Origin of the sequence: Blastomonas aquatica (assembly GCF_014639875.1) — a bacterium.
GTDB classification, from domain to species: Bacteria; Pseudomonadota; Alphaproteobacteria; order Sphingomonadales; family Sphingomonadaceae; genus Blastomonas; species Blastomonas aquatica.
The window spans coordinates 252,174-271,921 of sequence record NZ_BMGD01000004.1; the positions used below are offsets into that span (position 1 = coordinate 252,174).

General features: G+C 62.8%; 16 protein-coding genes. 3 read left to right on the top strand and 13 right to left on the bottom strand.

Translation table 11 applies throughout. From position 1 onward, the window contains the following. Positions 1-8 precede the first annotated feature (8 nt). Both proS and phaR read right to left on the bottom strand, forming a co-directional pair. Positions 9-1,541, bottom strand: coding sequence for a proline--tRNA ligase (gene proS, locus IEW00_RS13030; RefSeq protein ID WP_188514836.1), 1,533 nt, complete (start codon positions 1,539-1,541; stop codon positions 9-11). Between the two features lie 96 nt (positions 1,542-1,637). Continuing rightward, positions 1,638-2,237 (bottom strand): polyhydroxyalkanoate synthesis repressor PhaR, encoded by a 600-nt coding sequence (gene phaR / locus IEW00_RS13035; RefSeq protein WP_188514837.1) that lies wholly within the window; start codon positions 2,235-2,237, stop codon positions 1,638-1,640. 223 nt (positions 2,238-2,460) lie between these two features. On the opposite strand from phaR, the gene IEW00_RS13040 reads away from it, so the two are divergent. Together IEW00_RS13040 and IEW00_RS13045 are read left to right on the top strand one after the other, a co-directional pair. Beyond that, positions 2,461-3,351 (top strand): alpha/beta fold hydrolase, encoded by an 891-nt coding sequence (locus IEW00_RS13040; protein ID WP_229737028.1) that lies wholly within the window; start codon positions 2,461-2,463, stop codon positions 3,349-3,351. 52 nt (positions 3,352-3,403) lie between these two features. Further along, a complete protein-coding gene (locus tag IEW00_RS13045) occupies positions 3,404-4,576 on the top strand; it encodes an acetyl-CoA C-acetyltransferase (RefSeq protein WP_188514839.1) in 1,173 nt (390 codons plus the stop codon). Between the two features lie 107 nt (positions 4,577-4,683). Here the strand turns inward: IEW00_RS13045 and alr are convergent, their stop codons facing one another. The 10 genes from alr to IEW00_RS13095 all read right to left on the bottom strand — a co-directional run bounded on the left by alr (position 4,684) and on the right by IEW00_RS13095 (position 16,852). Then, the gene (alr, locus tag IEW00_RS13050; RefSeq protein ID WP_188514840.1) at positions 4,684-5,709 is read right to left on the bottom strand and encodes an alanine racemase; all 1,026 of its coding nucleotides are present in this window, start codon (positions 5,707-5,709) and stop codon (positions 4,684-4,686) included. A gap of 22 nt (positions 5,710-5,731) precedes the next feature. Further along, on the bottom strand, positions 5,732-7,351 hold the full coding sequence (locus IEW00_RS13055) for an MFS transporter (RefSeq protein WP_188514841.1): 1,620 nt from the start codon (positions 7,349-7,351) through the stop codon (positions 5,732-5,734). A gap of 95 nt (positions 7,352-7,446) precedes the next feature. Continuing rightward, entirely contained in the window at positions 7,447-9,444 is a 1,998-nt protein-coding gene (locus tag IEW00_RS13060; RefSeq protein WP_188514842.1) for an acetyl-CoA carboxylase biotin carboxylase subunit, read from the bottom strand. Further along, positions 9,423-10,289, bottom strand: coding sequence for an alpha/beta hydrolase (locus IEW00_RS13065; protein ID WP_308419337.1), 867 nt, complete (start codon positions 10,287-10,289; stop codon positions 9,423-9,425). The genes IEW00_RS13060 and IEW00_RS13065 overlap by 22 nt, the downstream gene beginning before the upstream one ends. Positions 10,290-10,422: 133 nt before the next feature. Next, on the bottom strand, positions 10,423-11,409 hold the full coding sequence (gene bioB, locus IEW00_RS13070; RefSeq protein WP_188514945.1) for a biotin synthase BioB: 987 nt from the start codon (positions 11,407-11,409) through the stop codon (positions 10,423-10,425). A gap of 107 nt (positions 11,410-11,516) precedes the next feature. Beyond that, on the bottom strand, positions 11,517-13,655 hold the full coding sequence (gene scpA, locus IEW00_RS13075; protein ID WP_188514843.1) for a methylmalonyl-CoA mutase: 2,139 nt from the start codon (positions 13,653-13,655) through the stop codon (positions 11,517-11,519). Between the two features lie 22 nt (positions 13,656-13,677). Further along, positions 13,678-14,460 carry an enoyl-CoA hydratase-related protein gene (locus IEW00_RS13080; RefSeq protein WP_188514844.1) on the bottom strand — a complete coding sequence of 261 codons (783 nt, stop codon included), beginning with the start codon at positions 14,458-14,460 and terminating at the stop codon, positions 13,678-13,680. Positions 14,461-14,660: 200 nt separating this feature from the next. Then, a complete protein-coding gene (gene mce, locus IEW00_RS13085; protein WP_188514845.1) occupies positions 14,661-15,107 on the bottom strand; it encodes a methylmalonyl-CoA epimerase in 447 nt (148 codons plus the stop codon). A 9-nt stretch (positions 15,108-15,116) separates the two neighbouring features. Next, entirely contained in the window at positions 15,117-15,320 is a 204-nt protein-coding gene (locus IEW00_RS13090; RefSeq protein ID WP_188514846.1) for a hypothetical protein, read from the bottom strand. Positions 15,321-15,325: 5 nt separating this feature from the next. Then, complete coding sequence (locus IEW00_RS13095; protein WP_188514847.1) at positions 15,326-16,852, bottom strand: acyl-CoA carboxylase subunit beta; 1,527 nt, start codon at positions 16,850-16,852, stop codon at positions 15,326-15,328. 110 nt (positions 16,853-16,962) lie between these two features. Between IEW00_RS13095 and IEW00_RS13100 the strand changes: the two genes are divergently transcribed. Further along, a complete protein-coding gene (locus IEW00_RS13100; protein ID WP_188514848.1) occupies positions 16,963-18,369 on the top strand; it encodes a helix-turn-helix domain-containing protein in 1,407 nt (468 codons plus the stop codon). An 11-nt stretch (positions 18,370-18,380) separates the two neighbouring features. Here IEW00_RS13100 and gor read toward each other — a convergent pair whose 3' ends face one another. After that, the gene (gene gor / locus IEW00_RS13105) at positions 18,381-19,727 is read right to left on the bottom strand and encodes a glutathione-disulfide reductase (protein WP_188514849.1); all 1,347 of its coding nucleotides are present in this window, start codon (positions 19,725-19,727) and stop codon (positions 18,381-18,383) included. Positions 19,728-19,748 lie beyond the last annotated feature (21 nt).

Here is a 19,748-nt window from a genome sequence, read left to right on the forward strand (position 1 = left end):
ACTGCCGCTCAATAAGCCCGGGCGAGCAGAACGCGCTCGACCGCAGGGTTGCCGGTAAAGAAGCAGACCGCGCCCGCAGGACCTGAATTTTCTGGGGTGTTGCGGATGGTGAGCTTGAGCGCCTTCAGTTGCTCGACGACCTTGTCCAGCGCCTCGCCGGTCGGGCGGCACCAGTCCACCGCGACCCAGCCTGGGTACTTGCTGCCAGCGAAATGTGCCTTGAGCTCGTCCATGTTCGTAATGTCGTTACGCACATGGGCATCAAGCCGTTGCTTGGCAGCGCAGAACATCAATGTCTGGATCTGGTCGAGCAGAGCCGGCGCTTGCCCCACAAACGATTCCCAGTGCATCGCCTGATTGTCGAGCTTGCCGTCTTCGGTATACAGCGCATCGCGGCGCAGCATGGTGACCTGTTCACCGGCAGCATCGCGCCCGCCGATCTCGAGGATGATCGGCGCACCCTTCTTGACCCAGCTCCAGCGCTTGGGACCGGGCTTGCCCGCCTTCTTGTCGATCAGCACGCGCAGCGGTTCGCCGAACGCGCTGGAATCGATCAGCGCGGTACGGATCTTGGTGCAATAGGCCAGCAGCGCGTCATCCTCGGGGGTCTCGCGCAGCATCGGCACGATCACGATCTGGTGCGGCGCAACCTGCGGCGGAACCTTGAGACCATCGTCGTCGCCATGCGTCATGATCACGCCGCCGACCAGGCGCGTCGAAACACCCCAACTGGTGGTATGCGCAAACTGGAACTGGCCTTCGCGGTCCTGGAAGCGGATGTTCTGCGCGTGCGCGAAATTCTGCCCGAGATAATGCGAGGTTCCCGCCTGAAGCGCCTTGCCATCCTGCATCATCGCTTCGATCGAATAGGTCGCCACTGCACCAGGGAAACGCTCGTTCTCCGGCTTTTCGCCTGCGATCACCGGCATCGCCAGAGGACCCTGAGCGAAATCGCGATACATCGCCAGGATGGTCAGCGTTTCGGCCATCGCATCAGCTTCGCTTTCGTGCGCGGTGTGGCCTTCCTGCCAGAGAAACTCGGCGGTGCGCAGGAACATGCGGGTGCGCATTTCCCAGCGGACGACGTTGGCCCACTGGTTGACCATGATCGGAAGATCACGCCAGCTTTGCAGCCAGCGCGAGAACGCCGTGCCGATGACGGTTTCGGACGTCGGACGGACCACTAGGGGCTCTTCGAGCTTGGCTTCGGGATCGACAACCAACTGGCCGTCTTCCATCTTGAGCCGGTGATGGGTGACCACCGCCATTTCCTTGGCAAAGCCTTCGACGTGCTCGGCTTCCTTGGCGAAGTAGCTCAACGGGATGAACAGCGGAAAATAGCAGTTCTCGTGACCGGTTTCCTTGATCTGCCGGTCGAGCAGCATCTGCATTCTCTCCCAGATGCCATAGCCCCAGGGGCGCATGATCATGCAGCCGCGCACACCCGATTCTTCGGCCAGATCGGCTTCCTGGATGACCGCCTGATACCATGCGGCGAAGTCTTCCTCCCGGGTGACGGGCAGCGCGTTTTTCTTGGTCACTGTAAGCTCGATCCTGATGCACTCAAACAAGGCCCGCGTGCCTAGGCCAGCGCGAGCATCTGCGCAATCACCCGTTTGATAGCGGACCTTATGGGGTTATTTTTTGTCGACTAGATCGTCGATCTTGCGCTGCATCGCCGACAGCTGCGCCTTCAACGTTGCGATCTCGTCCTCGGACGATGCCGATGTCGTTGCCGGAACCAGCGCGCCACCTGGCTGCGCAGGCTCACCCGCGCCCTTGTCCTTGCGCGGGGTGAACGCGCTCGAGGCGGCCTCGAACATTGCGAGGTTCTGGCGGGCAAGCTGCGCGAAGGGGCTGTTCTTGATGCTGCCTTCCATCGCGGTGTGGAATTTTTCCTGGTTTTTGCGGAAGGCGTCCATCGATGCCTCGAGATATTGCGGGATCATCGACTGCATCGAATTGCCGTACATCGAGATCAGTTCGCGCAGGAAGCCAACCGGGAGCATCTGCTGGCCGCTCGACTCTTCTTCCATGATGATCTGGGTGAGGATGTTGTGGGTGATGTCGTCGCCCGACTTGGCATCGACGACCTGGAAATCCTTGCCTTCGCGTGTCAGCTTGGCCAAAAAGTCGAGCGTGATATAGCTCGATGACCGGGTGTTATACAGACGGCGATTGGCGTATTTTTTGATGATGATGACATCATCCGAATCCGAGGTGCCAGATTTGGCCATGCGCGCATCTCCCGATAAAAGCTTCGCTACTGTAGCACCGCATCATAGTGCACTGCAACATGCGCCCCGTCCGTTACCGCTTTTCCTTGCGCTCGCCCGCCAACAGCTCGCCGACGACCCGGCGCGCCTGCTTTCGCTATTGCAATCACTTGAGCGGTACAGCGCCGCAGACCGCGGCTTCATGCGGCCTCCCGGTGAGGTTTTGCTGCACCACGGCAAGACAATGCTGCGCAGCGTCATTGCCCGCGCACCCCAGCCAGTGTCCCCGCACGGGACGCCGCAGATCGTATTCGTCCCCTCCCCGATCAACGCGCCGCATGTGCTCGACATGGACGCGGATTGCTCGCTGATGGGCTGGCTGGCCGACCAGGGTATCGCATCGGCGCTGGTCGACTGGGGCGCCACCGCACCCAGTGATCGCGCAGATACGCTCGACACTTTGGTCACCGACCGATTGCTGCCGCTTCTGTCGCAACTGCCCGGGCCGGTCCATCTGGTGGGATATTGCCTTGGCGGGCTGATCGCGATGGCGGCGGCCTGCCTTACCGATGTGCGCAGTCTGACGCTGATCGCAACGCCCTGGCATTTTGGTGGCTACGAGCCTGAACGCCGCGCGGAACTCATGCGGATGTGGGCGCACCACCGACCTGCATGCGAGCAGATGGGGCTGGTGCCGATGGAGGTGATGCAACACGGCTTTTGGACCTTGTCGCCCGACAAGCTGGTCGAGAAATATCTGAAGTTCGGTGGCATGGAGCCGGACAGCGCCCCGGCGCGCCGGTTCGTCGCGATCGAAGACTGGGCCAATGGCGGCGAACCGCTGCCGTTCGCCCTGGGCGAGCAACTGTTCGAACAGCTCTATGGCGGGGATATCACCGGCAAGGGGGAATGGATCGTCGGTGGCGTGCCGATCTGCGCGCAAAACCTGCGCGGGCCGGTCCTCGAGTTCGCCTCGGCCAGCGACGCCATCGTGCCATTGGCCTGTTCGCCCGATCTGCCCGGTCGGCAGGTGCTGGCATCGGGGCATGTCGGCATGGTCGTCGGCAGCAACGGGCCAAAACAGCTCTGGCCGATGTTGAAACAATGGATTCTGGCACACGAAACGCCTAACTAGGCACAGAGCATTTTTCCCCAGCCAAACCCTTGTGCAAATGGAGACACCCAATATGTCCAGCATCGTCATCACCGCTGCCAAGCGGACCCCGGTCGGCAGCTTTCTGGGCGCTTATGCAGCTACCCCTGCGCACGAGCTTGGCCGGATCGCAATCGAGGCAGCGCTCGCCCAATCGGGCTTGAGCGGCGAGGATGTTTCAGAAGTGATCCTGGGCCAGGTGCTGACCGCAGGACAGGGCCAGAACCCGGCACGACAGGCATCGATCAATTCCGGCATCCCCAAGGAAGTGCCAGCCTATGGCGTCAACCAGGTCTGCGGATCGGGCCTGCGTGCGGTCGCTTTGGGCTTCCAGTCGATCGCGAATGGCGACGCCGATATCATCGTTGCGGGTGGCCAGGAAAACATGTCGATGTCGCCGCATTGCCAGATGATCCGTGCCGGTCAGAAGATGGGTGACCTGAAGCTCGTCGACACGATGGTCTATGATGGCCTCACCGATGTGTTCAACCAGTACCACATGGGAATCACCGCCGAGAACCTCGCCGAAAAGTACCAGATCAGCCGCGAGGCACAGGATCGCTTTGCGGTGCGGTCTCAGAACCTCGCCGAACAAGCCCGCGCCGACGGCCGTTTCATGGACGAGATCGCGCCAGTCACGATCAAGGGCCGCAAGGGCGACATCACCGTCACCGATGACGAATATATCCGCGCCGGAGCAACCTATGAAAGCGTTGCTGGGCTCAAGCCCGCATTCAAGAAGGACGGATCGGTTACCGCGGCCAATGCGAGCGGGCTCAACGACGGCGCGGCGGCTCTGGTGCTGATGCGCGAGGAAGACGCCGCCAAGCGCGGTCTCACCCCGCTGGGCCGCATCGCAAGCTGGGCCTCGATGGGCGTCGACCCTGCGCTGATGGGCATCGGCCCGGTCTCGGCCAGCCGCCGCGCGCTTTCCAAGGCGGGCTGGAGCATTGCGGATCTCGACCTGATCGAATCGAACGAAGCCTTCGCCGCGCAGGCACTTTCGGTCACCCAGGAAATGGGCTGGGATCCGGAAAAGGTAAACGTCAATGGTGGCGCAATCGCCATCGGCCACCCGATCGGCGCCAGCGGCGCGCGCGTGCTGACGACGTTGCTCTACGAAATGGGTCGCCGCGATGTGAAGAAGGGCCTCGCCACCTTGTGCATCGGTGGCGGCATGGGCATTGCAGTGTGCATCGAGCGGTAAAGGTACCCTTGTTTTCCGGCGAAAGCCGGAATTCAGGGGTCAAATTGCATTGTAATGGCTCTGGATTCCGGCTTTCGCCGGAAAACGGAATTTGATGCGACAGCTTTTCAATCCACCCAGATCCGCTCGAAGCGTCGTCCAATCTGGGTCAGCCATTCATACTGGCTGATCCCGGTCGCGGCCTCTGCTGCGGGCAGATCGAAATCGGCGGTGATCCAGTCGCCTTCGCCCAGATCGGGCGCAGCGCTGATGTCGATGCAGGTGAGATCCATCGACACCCGCCCCAGCAACGGCAGCCGCGCACCGTTGTGGGCGAAGCCTCCGATCCCCGATAGCCCGCGCTTGAAGCCATCGGCATAGCCCAGCGACAAAGTCGCGGTGCGCATAGCCGCCGGTGCGGTGAAAGTCGCGCCATAGCCGATGCTGTCACCCGCCTGCATCTGCCGGACCTGGAGCACCCGCGTCTCGATCCGCATGACGGGGTTGATGATGCCGGCGAGCGCGCCGCAGGGGACCCCGCCATACAGCGCAAGACCTGGCCGCGTACAATCATAGCGATAGCCACTGCCGAGCCCGATCCCCGCGCTGTTGGCGAGGCTGTAGCGGCGGGCACTCACCCCAGTTCGGACCTCGTCGAACCTGAGGCGCTGCGTCTCATTCTGCGCGCTATCCTCATCGGCGGAGGCGAGGTGGCTCATGCAAAGATCGATATCCAGCCCTGTGCAGTGCCCTGCGACATCTTCGCGCCAGTCGAGCCCCAGCCGCCCCATGCCGGTGTCTATCATGACATGACAGGTGCCGCCGCCCATCGAACGCCAGCGCGCGATCTGATCGGTGCTGTTGAGCACCGGCACCGCGCCGATGGCCTTGGCCAGCGCTTCCTCGCCCGGCGCGATCCCGTGCAACACCGATATGCGCGCAGGATCGACCAGCCCGGCCAGCGCTTGCGCCTCTGCCCAATGCGCGACGAAGAAATCGCGGCAACCCGCAGCCGACAACCGCGCCACGACATCGCGCGCGCCCAGGCCATAGCCATCGGCCTTGACCGCAGCCCCCGCGCTCGCCGGTTCGCTCAGCCAGCCCAGCGCCTGCCAGTTCGACACGAGCGCAGCGCCATCGAAAACCAGCCGCATGTTGGCGCAGGCCTGTTCGATCTCAGCGATGTTCCGGCTCCACGCCCGGCCGGTGGGTTTCCTGCAGCATGATCATGCTCACCAGAAACGCCATCAGCACCACGGCCCAGGTGTACCACAGCCCCGAATAGGGGTTGCCGGTCTTGGCGATGATGAAACTGGCGATAAACGGCAGAAACCCACCAAAATAGCCGGTGCCAAAGTGATAGGGGATCGACATCGAGCTGTAGCGGATCCGCGGTGGGAACATCTCGGAAAGCAAGGCGGCGACCGGGCCATAGGTTGCAGCCGACAGCGCGCCCAGCCCTGCCAGCGCAGCCACGATCACCGCGATGCTGGCCATCGGCGGCACGCGCGGCGTGAAATCGTATCCGGCATTTGCAAGCGCGGCATCGACGCCTTCGTTGCTGATGTCGGAGACAATGACATCGCCGATCTTGACCGCAACGCGTGGCCCCTGGGTCAGCGTGTACCCCACGCCTTTGGCGGTGAACTGCGCAAGCAGCTTGCCGCAATCGGTTTCCTGCTCCTTGGCGAACGGCGAATAGTCGCAATTCGGACCCGAGATCACGACGGGCGCGCGCTCCATGGCGGTCTTGAGCGCGGGATTGGCGACGCTTCCGATCAGCCAGAACAACGGAAACACCAGCACCAGGGTCAACGCATAGCCCCACACGATCGGTTTCTTGCGGCCCAACTTGTCCGACAGCGATCCGAAATAGATGTAGAACATCATCGAGATACAGGCTGACCCGCCAACGATGATCTCAGCCGCAGTGTCATCCACCCGCATCGGCCCTTTGAGGAACGACAGCGCAGAGAACATCGCGGTGTACCAGATCACGGTGAGGCCCGCGGCAATCCCGAACAGAGCGACGAACAGCCGCTTCTTGTTGCCGGGATAAGTGAAGCTTTCGACAAACGGATTGCCGGCAAGCTCGCCATCGGCTTTCATGGCCTTGAACACCGGGCTTTCGGACAGCTTGAGCCGCATCCACAAAGACACCGCGAGCAGCAACAGCGACAGCAGGAACGGTACGCGCCAGCCCCAGTCATTCCAGGTTTCATCGCGCATCACCGCCTTGCAACCCAGCACGACGATCAGGCTGAGCACGAAGCCCCCGACGACGCTGGCCTGGATGAAGCTGGTATAGAAACCGCGCTTTTCGGGTGGTGCGTGCTCCGAGACATAGATTGCAGCGCCGCCATACTCCCCGCCCAGCGCAAGCCCCTGAAGGATGCGCAGCAGAATGATGATGATCGGCGCGGCGATGCCGATGCTGTCGGCCGACGGGATCAGACCGACACCGGCGGTGGCGATTCCCATCAGCGTCACCGTCACCAGAAAGGTGTATTTGCGCCCCAGCCGGTCGCCGAGAAAGCCGAACAGGATCGCGCCCAGCGGGCGGAAGCCGAAGCCCACGGCAAACCCTGCCCAAACCAGCAACGTCTCCAGCGTCACGTTGCCGCTGGGAAAGAACGTCCGCCCGATGATCGCGGCGAGCGTGCCGTAGATGAAGAAATCATACCATTCGAAAATGGTGCCCAGCGATGATGCGCCTATGACCAGCCGGATTTCCGACTTGGTCGGCTTGGCCGTAGTCCCATCTGCTGTTGCGTCCGCTGCGACCGTTGCGGCCATCCAGCATCTCCCCGAAAATCGTCCCCGTTATGGCGTCAGTCTATGGCGGCGATTTCGAGCGCAATCAACTGCCGAACCGACTGACGCCGTACCGGTCATTCCAGCTCGAGGATGACCGCATCGACGGCAAGGCTATCGCCTTCGGCGGCGTTGATTGTCTTGACCGTCGCGGTCTTTTCGGCGCGCAGGATGTTTTCCATCTTCATCGCCTCGACGATCGCGAGCGGCTGACCTGCCTGCACCGTATCGCCCTCGGCGACGTGCAATTTCACCAGGAGGCCCGGCATCGGGCATAACAGGAAGCGCGACAGATCGGGCGGTACCTTTTCGATCATGTGGCGCGCATGCTGCGCAACATGCGCGGGCAGCACTTCGAAACGGTGGGTTGCACCGCGCGCGGTCAACGCAAAGCCGGTGCGCGTGCGCTCGACCTTGACCGCGAGCTCGTCGGCTACGTCCTCATCGCCGAAGTCGGCAATCGCCATCCGGTCGCCGGGCGTATAGCCCATGCTCATGTCGACGATCGTGCCATCGACAACGATCGCGTCTTCGCTGACCGAGACTTCCATCGCGACATCGCCCTGGCGCACGCGCCATTCGGATGGTGGGGTCAGCCGGTTGCCAAGCTGACCGCTGACCCGCAAGGATCGGTCGGCCTCGGCGGTGGCAATGAACGCTGCGATCGCCGCGAGCCGCTGAAGCAGTTCGGGGGACGCGGGCGCGCCCATGAAACCTTCGGGATATTCCTCGGCGATGAAACCGGTCGTGATCTCACCCGAGCGGAAGCGCGGGTGCTGCATCAGCGCGGAGAGAAAATCGAGATTGTGCCCCGGGCCCTCGAGCTCGAACCGGTCGATCGCGGCGATCTGCCGGTCGATCGCTTCGATCCGGGTATCGCCATAGGTGATCAGCTTGGCGATCATCGGGGCGTAATGGATCGAGACCTCGCCGCCCTCTTCGACACCGTCGTCGACGCGCACGCCCTTTTTCTGCTTGGGCGGGTTGTAGCGCACCAGACGGCCGATCGAGGGCAGGAAGCCGCGATAGGGATCTTCGGCATACACCCGGTTCTCGACCGCCCAGCCCTCAAGTTTGACTTCATCCTGGGTGAAGCCGAGCGGTTCGCCATTGGCGACACGGATCATCTGTTCGACCAGATCGAGCCCGGTGACCAGTTCGGTCACGGGATGCTCGACCTGAAGCCGGGTGTTCATTTCGAGGAAGTAGAAGCCATCGCCGGTCTTGTCCGCGCCCGAGACGATCAGCTCGACCGTGCCGGCGCTGTAATAGCCGACGGCACGTGCCAGCGCGACAGCCTGCTCGCCCATCTTCTTGCGCATTTCGGGGGTGACGAACGGCGACGGCGCTTCTTCGACCACCTTCTGGTGACGGCGCTGGATCGAACATTCGCGCTCGTTCAGATAGACGATGTTGCCGTGCTGATCGCCCAGCACCTGAATCTCGATATGACGCGGCTGGAGGATGAACTTCTCGATGAACACGCGGTCATCGCCAAAGCTGGCAAGCCCCTCGCGCTTGGTCGCCTCGAAGCCTTCGCGCACGTCCTGCTCATTGTACGCGAGCCGCATGCCCTTGCCGCCACCGCCGGCAGAGGCCTTCATCATCACCGGATAGCCGATCTCTTCGGCGATCCGCACCGCATGCTCGGTATCGTCGATCTCGCCAACGAAACCGGGGACGACATTGACGCCCGCCTGCAGCGCAAGTTTCTTCGATTCGATCTTGTCGCCCATCGCGGCGATCGCGCCCGGAGGGGGGCCGATGAAGGTGATGCCCGCTGCCTTCAGTGCTTCGGCAAAGCTGGTGCGCTCCGACAGAAAGCCATAGCCGGGGTGCACTGCGTCTGCCCCGGTTGCCTTGCACACCTCGATGATCTTGTCCGCGAGCAGATACGACTGAGACGCAGGCGACGGCCCGATATGCACGGCCTCGTCGGCCATCTCGACATGGGGGCTGCGCGCATCGGCGTCCGAATAGACGGCCACCGTCTTGATGCCCATCTTGCGGGCGGTGCGGATAACCCGGCAGGCGATCTCGCCCCGGTTGGCGATCAGGATTTTGGTGATTGGCATGTGATGTCAAATCCACTTTTTGGGTCGTGCGCGACCGAAGTTGGGAAAAGGAACTGGAGCGCCTCGGGCGAGACGCTGTGATAGATGGTGGCGTGGGTCAGGTCGGGGCGCGGGGCGTAGCACCAGGTCTGGTCCGCACGTTTGCTGGCACCCAGCGCGGCGATCAGCCGATCGACCCCGGTCTGCATCTCGCGGCCCTCATCGGCGATCGTCAGATACAACCGGTGCGGCTTGGCAGAAGGCTTGGCGAGAAACGCGCCCGATGCCTTGGCCAGCCGCTCGTCATCCCACCACAGGCTGGGGCTGATCGCGGCATAATGATCGAACAGATCGGGCTCGGTGAGATAGGTCTCGACGATGAACAGCCCGGCGAGCGATTCGCCGATAACGCCGGTTTCGCCCGCGCTGCGGTATGATTTCGCGACCATCGGTATGACCTCGTCGCGGATGAACGCGCGGAATGCCGCCGAACCGCCTGCGGTCGGAAACTCCTTGAGCAGCGCGGCGTCCTGCGTCGGCCCGGTCAGTTCGCGCCTGCGGTCCTGCGTGGCGATTCCGACAACGATCACATCCTGCGACCTCGCCCAGAGTGCGCCAAGTGCGCTGGTGCCGGTTATATGCAGAAAGTCCTGATCCAACCCGCCGTCGATCAGATACAGGACGGGGTAGGTCTTGCCCGATGTGGCGTAATCTGCAGGCAGATAGACGTTGACGGTACGGTCCTGCGCCAATGGCTTCGACGCCAGCGTGTGCGTTTCGCCGATGGTGATCGGCACCGGCTGCGCGGCGGCGGGTGATACGCAGGCGAGTGCGATACCGAGCAGGATAACGAGAGGTCGGATCACTTGGTCTGGCCCGCCCCATAAAATCCGTCATCCTGAACTTGTTTCAGGGCCCATTTCTCCCCACGCGGCTTCGGCTGCTGTGGCACGATGGGTGCTGAAACAAGTTCAGCATGACGGAGGAGAGAAGCGGATTTCACTCCGCCGCCTCCAGATGCCCATGCGGTTGCGCGGCCATCGCTTTCATGCCCAGCTTGGAGAGCAGCGCGCCGTCCTTGTCGTCGCCGGCGTTGGGCGCGGTGAGCAGCTTGTCACCGGTGAAGATGCTGTTTGCGCCCGCCATGAAGCACAAGGCCTGGCAGCTTTCGGACATACTCTCGCGGCCAGCACTCAAGCGCACCATCGAGCGCGGCATCGTGATGCGCGCGACGGCGACCGTGCGGACGAACTCGATCTCGTCGATCTTTGCGAGCGGCGTATCGGCAAGCATGTCGCCCAGCACGGTGCCCTTGACCGGGACAAGCGCGTTGATCGGCACGCTTTCGGGGTGCGGCATGGTGGCGAGCGCGTGGATGAAGCCGATGCGGTCCGACCGCGTCTCGCCCATTCCGACGATGCCGCCGCAGCACACGTTGATGCCCGCCGACCGGACGTTGTCCAGCGTCTCCATCCGGTCCTCGAAGGTGCGGGTGGTGATGACGTTCGCGTAGTTCTCCGGCGCGGTGTCGATATTGTGGTTGTAGTAATCCAGCCCCGCATCGGCGAGCTGCTTCGCCTGGGCCGCGGTCAGCATCCCCAAAGTCATGCAGGTTTCCATGCCCATCTCGCGCACGCCCTTGACCATCGCGGCGAGCTTGGGGATGTCCTTGTCCTTGGGGTTGCGCCAGGCCGCGCCCATGCAGAACCGGCCCGAGCCATGGTCCTTGGCCTGGGCAGCGGCCTGCAACACCGCTTGCACGTCCATCAGCTTGGTCGCCTTGACGCCGCTGTCGGCATCCTTGGACTGGCTGCAATAGCCGCAATCCTCGGGGCAGCCGCCGGTCTTGATCGACAGCAAAGTCGAGAGCTGGACTTCGTTGCGCGGGAAGTTGGTGCGGTGAATGCTCTGCGCCTCGAACATCAGGTCGTTGAACGGCAGGTCGAACAGCGCGGTGATTTCTTCGCGGGTCCAGTCGGTTTTCATTTCGGCGGTCACTCAAAATCTCCGTTTGTGTCGAGCAAAGTCGAGACACGTATGCGGCAGGTCCCTCGACTTCGCGCGGGACAAACGGGTGGGGGTGGTTGGGGCTGTCACTCGGCAGCTTCCTGCAACGGCGGCATATTGTGCCCAAGCAATCGCAGCACATCGGCGGCGCATTCGACGACGTTCGATCCGGGGCCGTAGATGCCTTGCACCCCGGCATCGCGGAGGAAGTCGTAATCCTGCGGCGGGATGACGCCGCCAACGATGACCTTGATATCGTTGCGACCGGCGTCCTTGAGGCCCGCAATCAGCGAGGGGATCAGGGTTTTGTGTCCGGCAGCGAGCGATGATGCACCGACGACATCGACGTTGCTCTCTAGCGCCAGCACTACCGTTTCCTGCGGCGTCTGGAACAGCGGGCCTGAGACGATCTCGAAGCCCAGATCACCAAAGGCCGATGCGATAACGTTTGCCCCGCGATCATGCCCGTCCTGGCCCATCTTGGCGACGAGCAATTTCGGTTTACGTCCCAGACGGCGCTCGACGGCTTTCACGCCCTCGACCACCTGCGCCCAGCGGCCATCATCGACATAGGGCGCGCTGTACACGCCCTTCACCGGCGTCGGCACGGTCGCATAGCGACCGAACACGTCCTCCATCGCCTGGCTGATTTCGCCCAAAGTCGCACGAGCCCGCGCGGCATCGACCGCGAGCGCCAGCAGATTGCCATCGCCCTTGGCACCCTCACGCAACGCATCGAGCGCCGCCTGGCACGCCACCGCATCGCGCGAGGCCTTGACCGAAGCGATCCGGGCAACCTGGCCTTCGCGGACCTTGGCGTTGTCGACGTTCAGCGTTTCGAGATGGTCCTCGCTCGGCAGGCGATACTTGTTCACCCCGACCACGACATCCTCGGCGCGATCGACCCGCGCCTGGCGTCCGGCGGCGGCTTCCTCGATCATCGCCTTGGGCCAGCCCGCAGCGACGGCCTTGGCCATGCCGCCTTCGCTCTCGACCCGCTCGATGATCTCCCACGCCTTGTCGACCAGCTCCTGCGTCAGGCTCTCGATGTAATAGCTGCCGCCCAAAGGATCGACCACGTTGGTCATCCCGGTCTCTTCCTGGATCACCAACTGCGTGTTGCGGGCGATGCGGGCGGAGAAATCGGTGGGCAGCGCGATGGCTTCATCGAGCGCATTGGTGTGCAGCGACTGCGTACCGCCCAGCATCGCGGCCATCGCCTCGATGGTGGTGCGGATGACGTTGTTATAGGGGTCCTGCTCGGTCAGCGACACGCCCGAGGTCTGGCAGTGGGTGCGCAGCATCTTGGAACGTTCGTCCTGCGCGCCCAGATTGGTCATCACCCGGTGCCACAGCACGCGCGCGGCGCGCAGCTTGGCGATTTCCATGAAGAAGTTCATGCCGATGGCGAAGAAGAAGCTCAGGCGGCCAGCAAACTTGTCGATGTCGAGCCCCGAGGCGACGCCGTATTTCACATATTCCATGCCGTCGGCGATGGTGAAGGCGAGCTCCTGTACCTGCGTGGCCCCTGCCTCCTGCATGTGATAGCCGGAGATCGAGATGCTGTTGAACTTGGGCATCTCGCGCGACGTGTAGCCGAAAATGTCCGAGATGATCCGCATCGAAGGCTCGGGCGGATAGATGTACGTGTTGCGGACCATGAACTCCTTGAGGATGTCGTTCTGGATGGTCCCGTCGAGCAGCTTGCGATCAACGCCCTGCTCTTCGCCAGCGACGATGAAGAACGCGAGGATCGGGATCACCGCGCCGTTCATCGTCATGCTGACCGACATCTTGTCGAGCGGAATGCCGTCGAACAGGATCTTCATGTCCTCGACGCTGTCGATGGCGACGCCCGCCTTGCCGACATCACCGGTGACACGCGGGTGGTCGCTGTCATAGCCACGATGGGTGGCCAGATCGAACGCGACCGAAAGCCCTTTTTGCCCAGCGGCAAGGTTACGGCGATAGAAGGCGTTGGATTCCTCGGCGGTGGAGAAACCGGCGTATTGCCGGATCGTCCAGGGGCGGCCCGCATACATGCTCGCGCGCACCCCGCGGGTGAACGGCGCAAAGCCGGGCAGGCCGGGATTGACCGACACATCGTCCGCGGTATACAGCGGCTTGACCGCGATCCCCTCGGGCGTCTGCCAGGTAAGATCGCGTCCCTTGACCTCCTTTTCGGCCAGAGCCTGCCAGTCGGCGATTTTGGGTGTATCGGTCATTCTATCGGTCCCGTGTGTCTGATCAGCTGCCGGTGAAGTTCGGCTTGCGCTTTTGCAGGAAGGAGATTGCGCCTTCGCGCGCATCGTTGGTGTCGCCTGCGATCTTCTGACCCTCGGCTTCGCGAGTCAGCGCAGTGGCGAAATCGCATTCGAGCGCTTCGACCAGGTTCTTGCGCATGATGCCGAGTGCCACGGTGGGCATCGACGCAAGGCGTTTGGCAACCGCCATTGCCTCATCCATCAGGCTGTCGTGCTCGACGACCTTGTAGACCATGCCCCAGTCGTGCGCCTTGGCGGCGGGAATCTTTTCGCCCAGCATCATCATCTCGGTCGCGCGCGCCTTTCCGATCAGCCGGGTCAGCATCCAGCTCGCGCCGCCATCGGGCACCAGGCCGATGTTGACGAACGCCTGCAGGAAATAGGCTTTCTCGCTGGCGACGACGAAATCGGGCGCAAGGCCGATCGAGCAGCCGACGCCTGCGGCAGGTCCGTTGACCGCGCTGATCGTCGGGATGTGCAGCCGGTGCAGCTTGAGCAGCATCGGGTTGTAGTGCTGGGTCAGCGCCTTGTAGCTGCCCTGCCCGCCCGAGATCGAGCTGTCACGCCCGCCGGTCAGGTCCGCGCCGGAGCAGAAACCCTTGCCCTCACCGGTGATCACCAGCGCGCGTGCATCGCCCAGATGATCGAGCGCATCGTTGATCTCGCCCGCCATCGGCAGCGAACAGGCATTGAGCCGCTCGGGTACGTTCAGCGTGATCGTGGCAATCTGGTCGGCGATATCGAGCTTTATGGTTTCGTAGGTCATGGTCGCAACTCTCTCCTGTTATTCTTCCCTCTCCCTTGACGGGAGGGGGTTGCGAAGACTTGGCGCTGCAAGCGCCTAGTCGAAGCTGGGAGAGGGTGAAACGACCGCACGGCGCGCACCGCCCCCCTCTCCAAGGTCCGGTAGCCGACTTGCGTCGGCAACCTCCCCTATCCTCCCCCGCAAGGGGGGAGGAGCATGTATCAGTGCCCCTCGCCCGGCTTCGGCGTCTCCATGATCTCGGTCAGCACCCCGCCCATGTCCTTGGGGTGCACGAAGAAGATCAACGTGCCATGCGCGCCGATCCTCGGCTCACCCAACACGCGCTTGCCCATGCTCTCTAACTCCGCTTTCGCCGCGTGAATATCGGGCACCTCATAGCACATATGATGCTGCCCACCGTTCGGGTTCTTCTCGAGGAATGCCGCGATCGAGGCATTGCCCGGCAGCGGCTCGATCAGCTCGATCTGCGTGCCATTGAGCGCGCCATCGGCGCCAGGCGTATCGACAAAACACACCTTCACCCCCTGTTCCGGCAAATCGAACGGCTCATGAATCTCGGTCGCACCCATGACATCGCGGTAGAAGACGATGCTGTCCGCGATCGAAGGCGTGGCAACGCCGATATGGTTGAGACGGCCTAGTTTCATTATCTTCTTTCAATCATCCGATGGGCAACTGCCATCAGGCTTAGCATTAGTCGTAATCGACAACTCCAGCGTGGAGGCTGAGTCGATATACAAACGCGTTCCATCTTCAAATTCGAGCAGAACCTCAGTCGCCTTGAAACGTCGAACATGACTCAGAGCTCGACCAGACAACATTTGCGTGGCCCGGCTTGCTTCTTCATCAAGAGACAGCATGTCACTCACAGCGGAATATTATCGTGCTTCTTCCACGGATTCTGCAACTGCTTGTTCCGCAGCTTCCTGAGCCCCAGCGCGATCCGACGCCGGGTCGAATGCGGCATGATCACCTCGTCGATAAAGCCCTTGCTCGCCGCCACGAACGGGTTGGCGAAGCGCGCTTCATATTCCTTGGTGCGCTCGGCGATCTCGTCCGCCGTCTTGCCGCGGAAGATGATCTCGACCGCGCCCTTCGCGCCCATTACCGCGATTTCGGCAGTGGGCCAGGCGTAATTGAGGTCGCCGCGCAGATGCTTTGAGGCCATCACGTCATACGCGCCGCCATAGGCCTTGCGGGTGATGATGGTGATCTTGGGGACGGTTGCCTCGGCATAGGCATAGAGCAATTTCGCGCCGTGCTTGATGATGCCGCTGTGTTCCTGCGCCACGCCGGGCAGGAAGCCGGGGACGTCGACGAAGGTGATGATCGGGATCTCGAAGCAATCGCAGAAGCGCACGAAGCGCGCGGCTTTCTTGGACGAGTTGATGTCGAGGCAGCCTGCCAGCACCATCGGCTGATTGGCAACCACGCCCACGGTGCGGCCCTCGATACGGCCGAAGCCGGTGATGATGTTGCCTGCATGGGTCGGCTGGATCTCGAAGAACTCACCCTCGTCGAGCGTCTTCCTGATCAGCTCGTGCATGTCATAGGGCATGTTCGGGTTGGCCGGGATCAGCGTATCGAGACTGTTCTCGATCCGGTCGAACGGGTCGGCGGTCGGGCGCTCGGGCAGGTCCTCGCGGTTCGACAGCGGCAGATAATCGATCAGGTCGCGCGCGGCGAGCAGCGCCTCGATGTCGTTGTCGAACGCGACATCGGCGACGCCCGACTTGGCGGTGTGCGTCACCGCGCCGCCGAGCTCTTCCTGCGTCACCACCTCATTGGTCACGGTCTTGACCACATCGGGCCCGGTGACGAACATGTAGCTCGAATCCTTCACCATGAAGATGAAGTCGGTCATCGCGGGCGAGTAGACTGCGCCGCCAGCACAAGGCCCCATGATCAGGCTAAGCTGCGGCACGACGCCGCTGGCGAGCACGTTGCGCTGGAACACCTCGGCATAGCCGCCGAGCGACGCCACGCCTTCCTGGATGCGCGCGCCGCCCGAGTCATTGAGGCCGATCACCGGCGCACCGACCTTCAGCGCCATGTCCATGATCTTGCAGATCTTCTGCGCGTGCCGCTCCGAGAGCGAACCGCCGAACACGGTGAAATCCTGGCTGAACACAAAGACGAGCCGGCCATTGACCGTGCCCGACCCGGTGACGACGCCATCGCCGGGAATGATCTGGTCCTGCATGCCAAAGTCGGTGCAGTTGTGCTCGACGTACATGTCGAGCTCTTCGAAGCTGCCGGGATCGAGCAGCACGTCGATGCGCTCGCGGGCAGTCAGCTTGCCCTTGGCGTGCTGTGCCGCGATCCGCTTGGTACCGCCACCCAGATGCGCCTTGTCACGGCGCTCGGCGAGTTCTTCCAATATGGCCTGCATCGCGTCCTCTTGTCTGAAATTCGGTACGCATCCTTTTCAGCCTTTGAAGCCTCGCGCAAATGTTAAATTGCAAACTTGCAAAGCGCATGTTTGCAAACTAGCTCTGCCATATGTCGACCCGCAAGCGCCTCTATGCCGGATCGCGCGTCCGTGCCGCCCGCCGCCGTAGCGGGCTCAATCAGGCGGCGATGGCCGAGGCGCTGGGGATTTCGGCGAGCTATCTCAGCCAGATCGAGAATGACGAGCGGCCAGTGACCACCGCCGTGCTCACCGCACTGTCGCGGCGGTTCGCGTTCGAGAGCGACGATGGCGCGGGCGCTGCTCCCGCTGTCCAGTTGCAGGCAGTGCTCGATGATCCGCTGTTCGCAGGAGCGGACATCGACCCTGCCCGGCTCGCGCGCTGGCAGGAGGTGCAGCCCGATTTTGCTGCGATGCTCTCGACGCTGTATCACGGGTACCGTCAGGCGCAGGAGCGCGCTGCGATGCTCGATGACAGCCTTGCGGGCACCGGCCAGCACACCGCGCGGCTGCCGTGGGAAGAGGTGCGCGACTGGTTTCACGAGGCGGGCAACTATATCGATCTGCTCGACCGCGAGGCCGAGCGGATTGCGGGCGAACTTGGGCTGGCGCTGACCGCCGAGGGCCTGATTGCCCGCCTGGAAACCCGCCATGCCATCATGGTGGCCGGTTGGCAGGGAACGGCGGTCGATTCCGCGCTCAGCCGCTTCGACCGGGAAAGCCGCACATTGTCACTCGACCGCAGCATGGCGCCTGCATCGCGATATTTTCAGCTTGCCCACCGGCTGGTTGCCGAGGAAATGCGCGATTCCATCGCCGCGCTCGCCGCCAGTGCGGACCTGCGCAGTGAACAGGCGCGACGGCTGGTCGCGGTGGGGCTTGCGAACTATGCCGCCGGTGCACTCGTCATGCCCTATACCGCGTTCCGCAACGCCGCGATGGACTGCCGTCACGACATCGAGCAGCTGAGCCAGCGGTTCGGGGTGAGCTTCGAGCAAGCCTGCCACCGGCTGTCGACGCTGCAGCGCCCCGGCGCCCGGGGCCTGCCGGTGTTCTTCTGCCGCGTCGATATGGCGGGCAACATCACCAAGCGGCACAGCGCCACCCGGCTGCAGTTCGCGCGCTTCGGCGGGGCGTGTCCGCTCTGGGTGGTGCACGAGGCCGCGGCGATCCCCGATCGCATTCTGGTGCAGCTCGCCGAGACCCCCGACGGGGTGCGTTATGTCTCGATGGCCAAGGGGCTGGTCAAGCCATCGGGAAGCTATGGCCGCAAGCCACGCCGCTATGCCGTGGCCTTGGGGTGCGAGGTCGAGCACGCGCGGCATTTCATCTATGCCGACGGGCTCGATACGACGGCGGTGGGTGCGGTCACTCCGATCGGGATCGGCTGCCGCACCTGCCCGCGCGATAACTGCGACCAGCGCGCGTTCCCGCCCACCGATCGCCCGTTGCTGATCGACCCCGACCGGCGCGGCATGGTGCCGTACCGGATCGGGTAGTCGATAAGCGCTTACTTCATCAGCACAAGCTCTTCGGCCATGCTGGGGTGCAGCGCGACGGTGTCATCGAACGCCTGCTTGGTCAGCCCTGCCTTCACCGCGATCGCGGCGGCCTGCAGGATCTCGGGCGAATCCGGCCCGATCATGTGCAGACCCAGGATCTTGCCCGAAGGTTCTTCGGTGATCATCTTGTACAGCCCGCGCTCGGCGCGGTGCGCGAACACGTTGCGCATCGGGCGGAAGTCCGACGAGTACACGCGGATATTGCCATAGCGGTTGCGCGCCTCGCCCTCGGTGAGACCCACTGAAGCGATCGGCGGCTGTGAGAACACGGCCGTGGGGATGCAGTTGTAATCGACCGTGCTGGGCTTGTCGCCGAACACGGTGTCGGCAAACGCTTGCCCCTCGCGGATCGCCACTGGGGTCAGCTGCACCCGGTTGGTGACATCACCCACCGCATAGATGCTGTCGCACGACGTCTTGCTGTATTCGTCGACCGGAATAGCACCCTGATCGTCGGTTTCGATGCCCGCGTGCTCCAGACCCAGCCCCTCGACATTGGGGACGCGGCCGGTCGCAAACATCACGATATCGGTGTGGATCGGGTCCTGGCCCTTCAGATACACGTCGAACGTGCCGTCCTCGCGCTTTTCGATCTTCTCGAACGGCGCCTTGAACTTGAACTCGATCCCCTTGGTCATAGAAATCTGCAGCAGCCGGTCACGAAGCGATTCATCATAGCCGCGCAGGATGTTGTCACCGCGGTTGACGATGGTCACCTTGGTGCCAAGACCGTTGAGGATACCGGCGAATTCGTTGGCGATATAGCCGCCGCCCGCGATCACCGCGCGCTTGGGCAGCTCTGCCAGATGGAACATCTCGTTCGAGGTCAGGCAGTATTCCGACCCCGGAAACTCGGGAACGAACGGGCGCGCGCCGACCGCGATCAGGATGTACTTCGCGCCGATCTCCTTGCCGCTGGCGAGCTTGACCCGGTGTGGCGCGAGGATCGTCGCGCGTTCCTCGATGATCGTGACGTTGTGATTGTTGAGCGTGGTCGTGTAAGCCGCATTCAGCCGATCGACATCGCCCAGCACGCGGTCGCGCAGGACATTCCAGTCGAACGTCGCGCCTTCGATGGTCCAGCCATAATTCTGCGCGTCTTCCAGATCCTCTGCGAAGTGTGATCCATAGACCAGCAACTTCTTGGGAACGCATCCCCGGATGACGCAGGTGCCGCCGACCCGGTATTCCTCGGCCACCGCGACCTTGGCGCCATAGGATGACGCGATGCGCGAGGCGCGTACCCCGCCCGATCCTGCGCCAATGACGAACAGGTCGAAATCATAGTCACTCATGTACTCAAACTCCTGGGAAAC

Coding starts and splice junctions, on each gene's coding strand:
- scpA (WP_188514843.1), bottom strand. CDS start 13,655: ATGACCGATACACCCAAAATCGCCGACTGGCAGGCTCTGGCCGAAAAG.
- mce (WP_188514845.1), bottom strand. CDS start 15,107: ATGAAACTAGGCCGTCTCAACCATATCGGCGTTGCCACGCCTTCGATC.
- bioB (WP_188514945.1), bottom strand. CDS start 11,409: ATGAAAACCGACTGGACCCGCGAAGAAATCACCGCGCTGTTCGACCTG.
- IEW00_RS13100 (WP_188514848.1), top strand. CDS start 16,963: ATGTCGACCCGCAAGCGCCTCTATGCCGGATCGCGCGTCCGTGCCGCC.
- IEW00_RS13045 (WP_188514839.1), top strand. CDS start 3,404: ATGTCCAGCATCGTCATCACCGCTGCCAAGCGGACCCCGGTCGGCAGC.
- alr (WP_188514840.1), bottom strand. CDS start 5,709: ATGCGGCTGGTTTTCGATGGCGCTGCGCTCGTGTCGAACTGGCAGGCG.
- gor (WP_188514849.1), bottom strand. CDS start 19,727: ATGAGTGACTATGATTTCGACCTGTTCGTCATTGGCGCAGGATCGGGC.
- IEW00_RS13040 (WP_229737028.1), top strand. CDS start 2,461: ATGCTGCGCAGCGTCATTGCCCGCGCACCCCAGCCAGTGTCCCCGCAC.
- IEW00_RS13060 (WP_188514842.1), bottom strand. CDS start 9,444: ATGCCAATCACCAAAATCCTGATCGCCAACCGGGGCGAGATCGCCTGC.
- IEW00_RS13095 (WP_188514847.1), bottom strand. CDS start 16,852: ATGCAGGCCATATTGGAAGAACTCGCCGAGCGCCGTGACAAGGCGCAT.
- IEW00_RS13090 (WP_188514846.1), bottom strand. CDS start 15,320: ATGCTGTCTCTTGATGAAGAAGCAAGCCGGGCCACGCAAATGTTGTCT.
- IEW00_RS13055 (WP_188514841.1), bottom strand. CDS start 7,351: ATGGCCGCAACGGTCGCAGCGGACGCAACAGCAGATGGGACTACGGCC.
- phaR (WP_188514837.1), bottom strand. CDS start 2,237: ATGGCCAAATCTGGCACCTCGGATTCGGATGATGTCATCATCATCAAA.
- IEW00_RS13080 (WP_188514844.1), bottom strand. CDS start 14,460: ATGACCTACGAAACCATAAAGCTCGATATCGCCGACCAGATTGCCACG.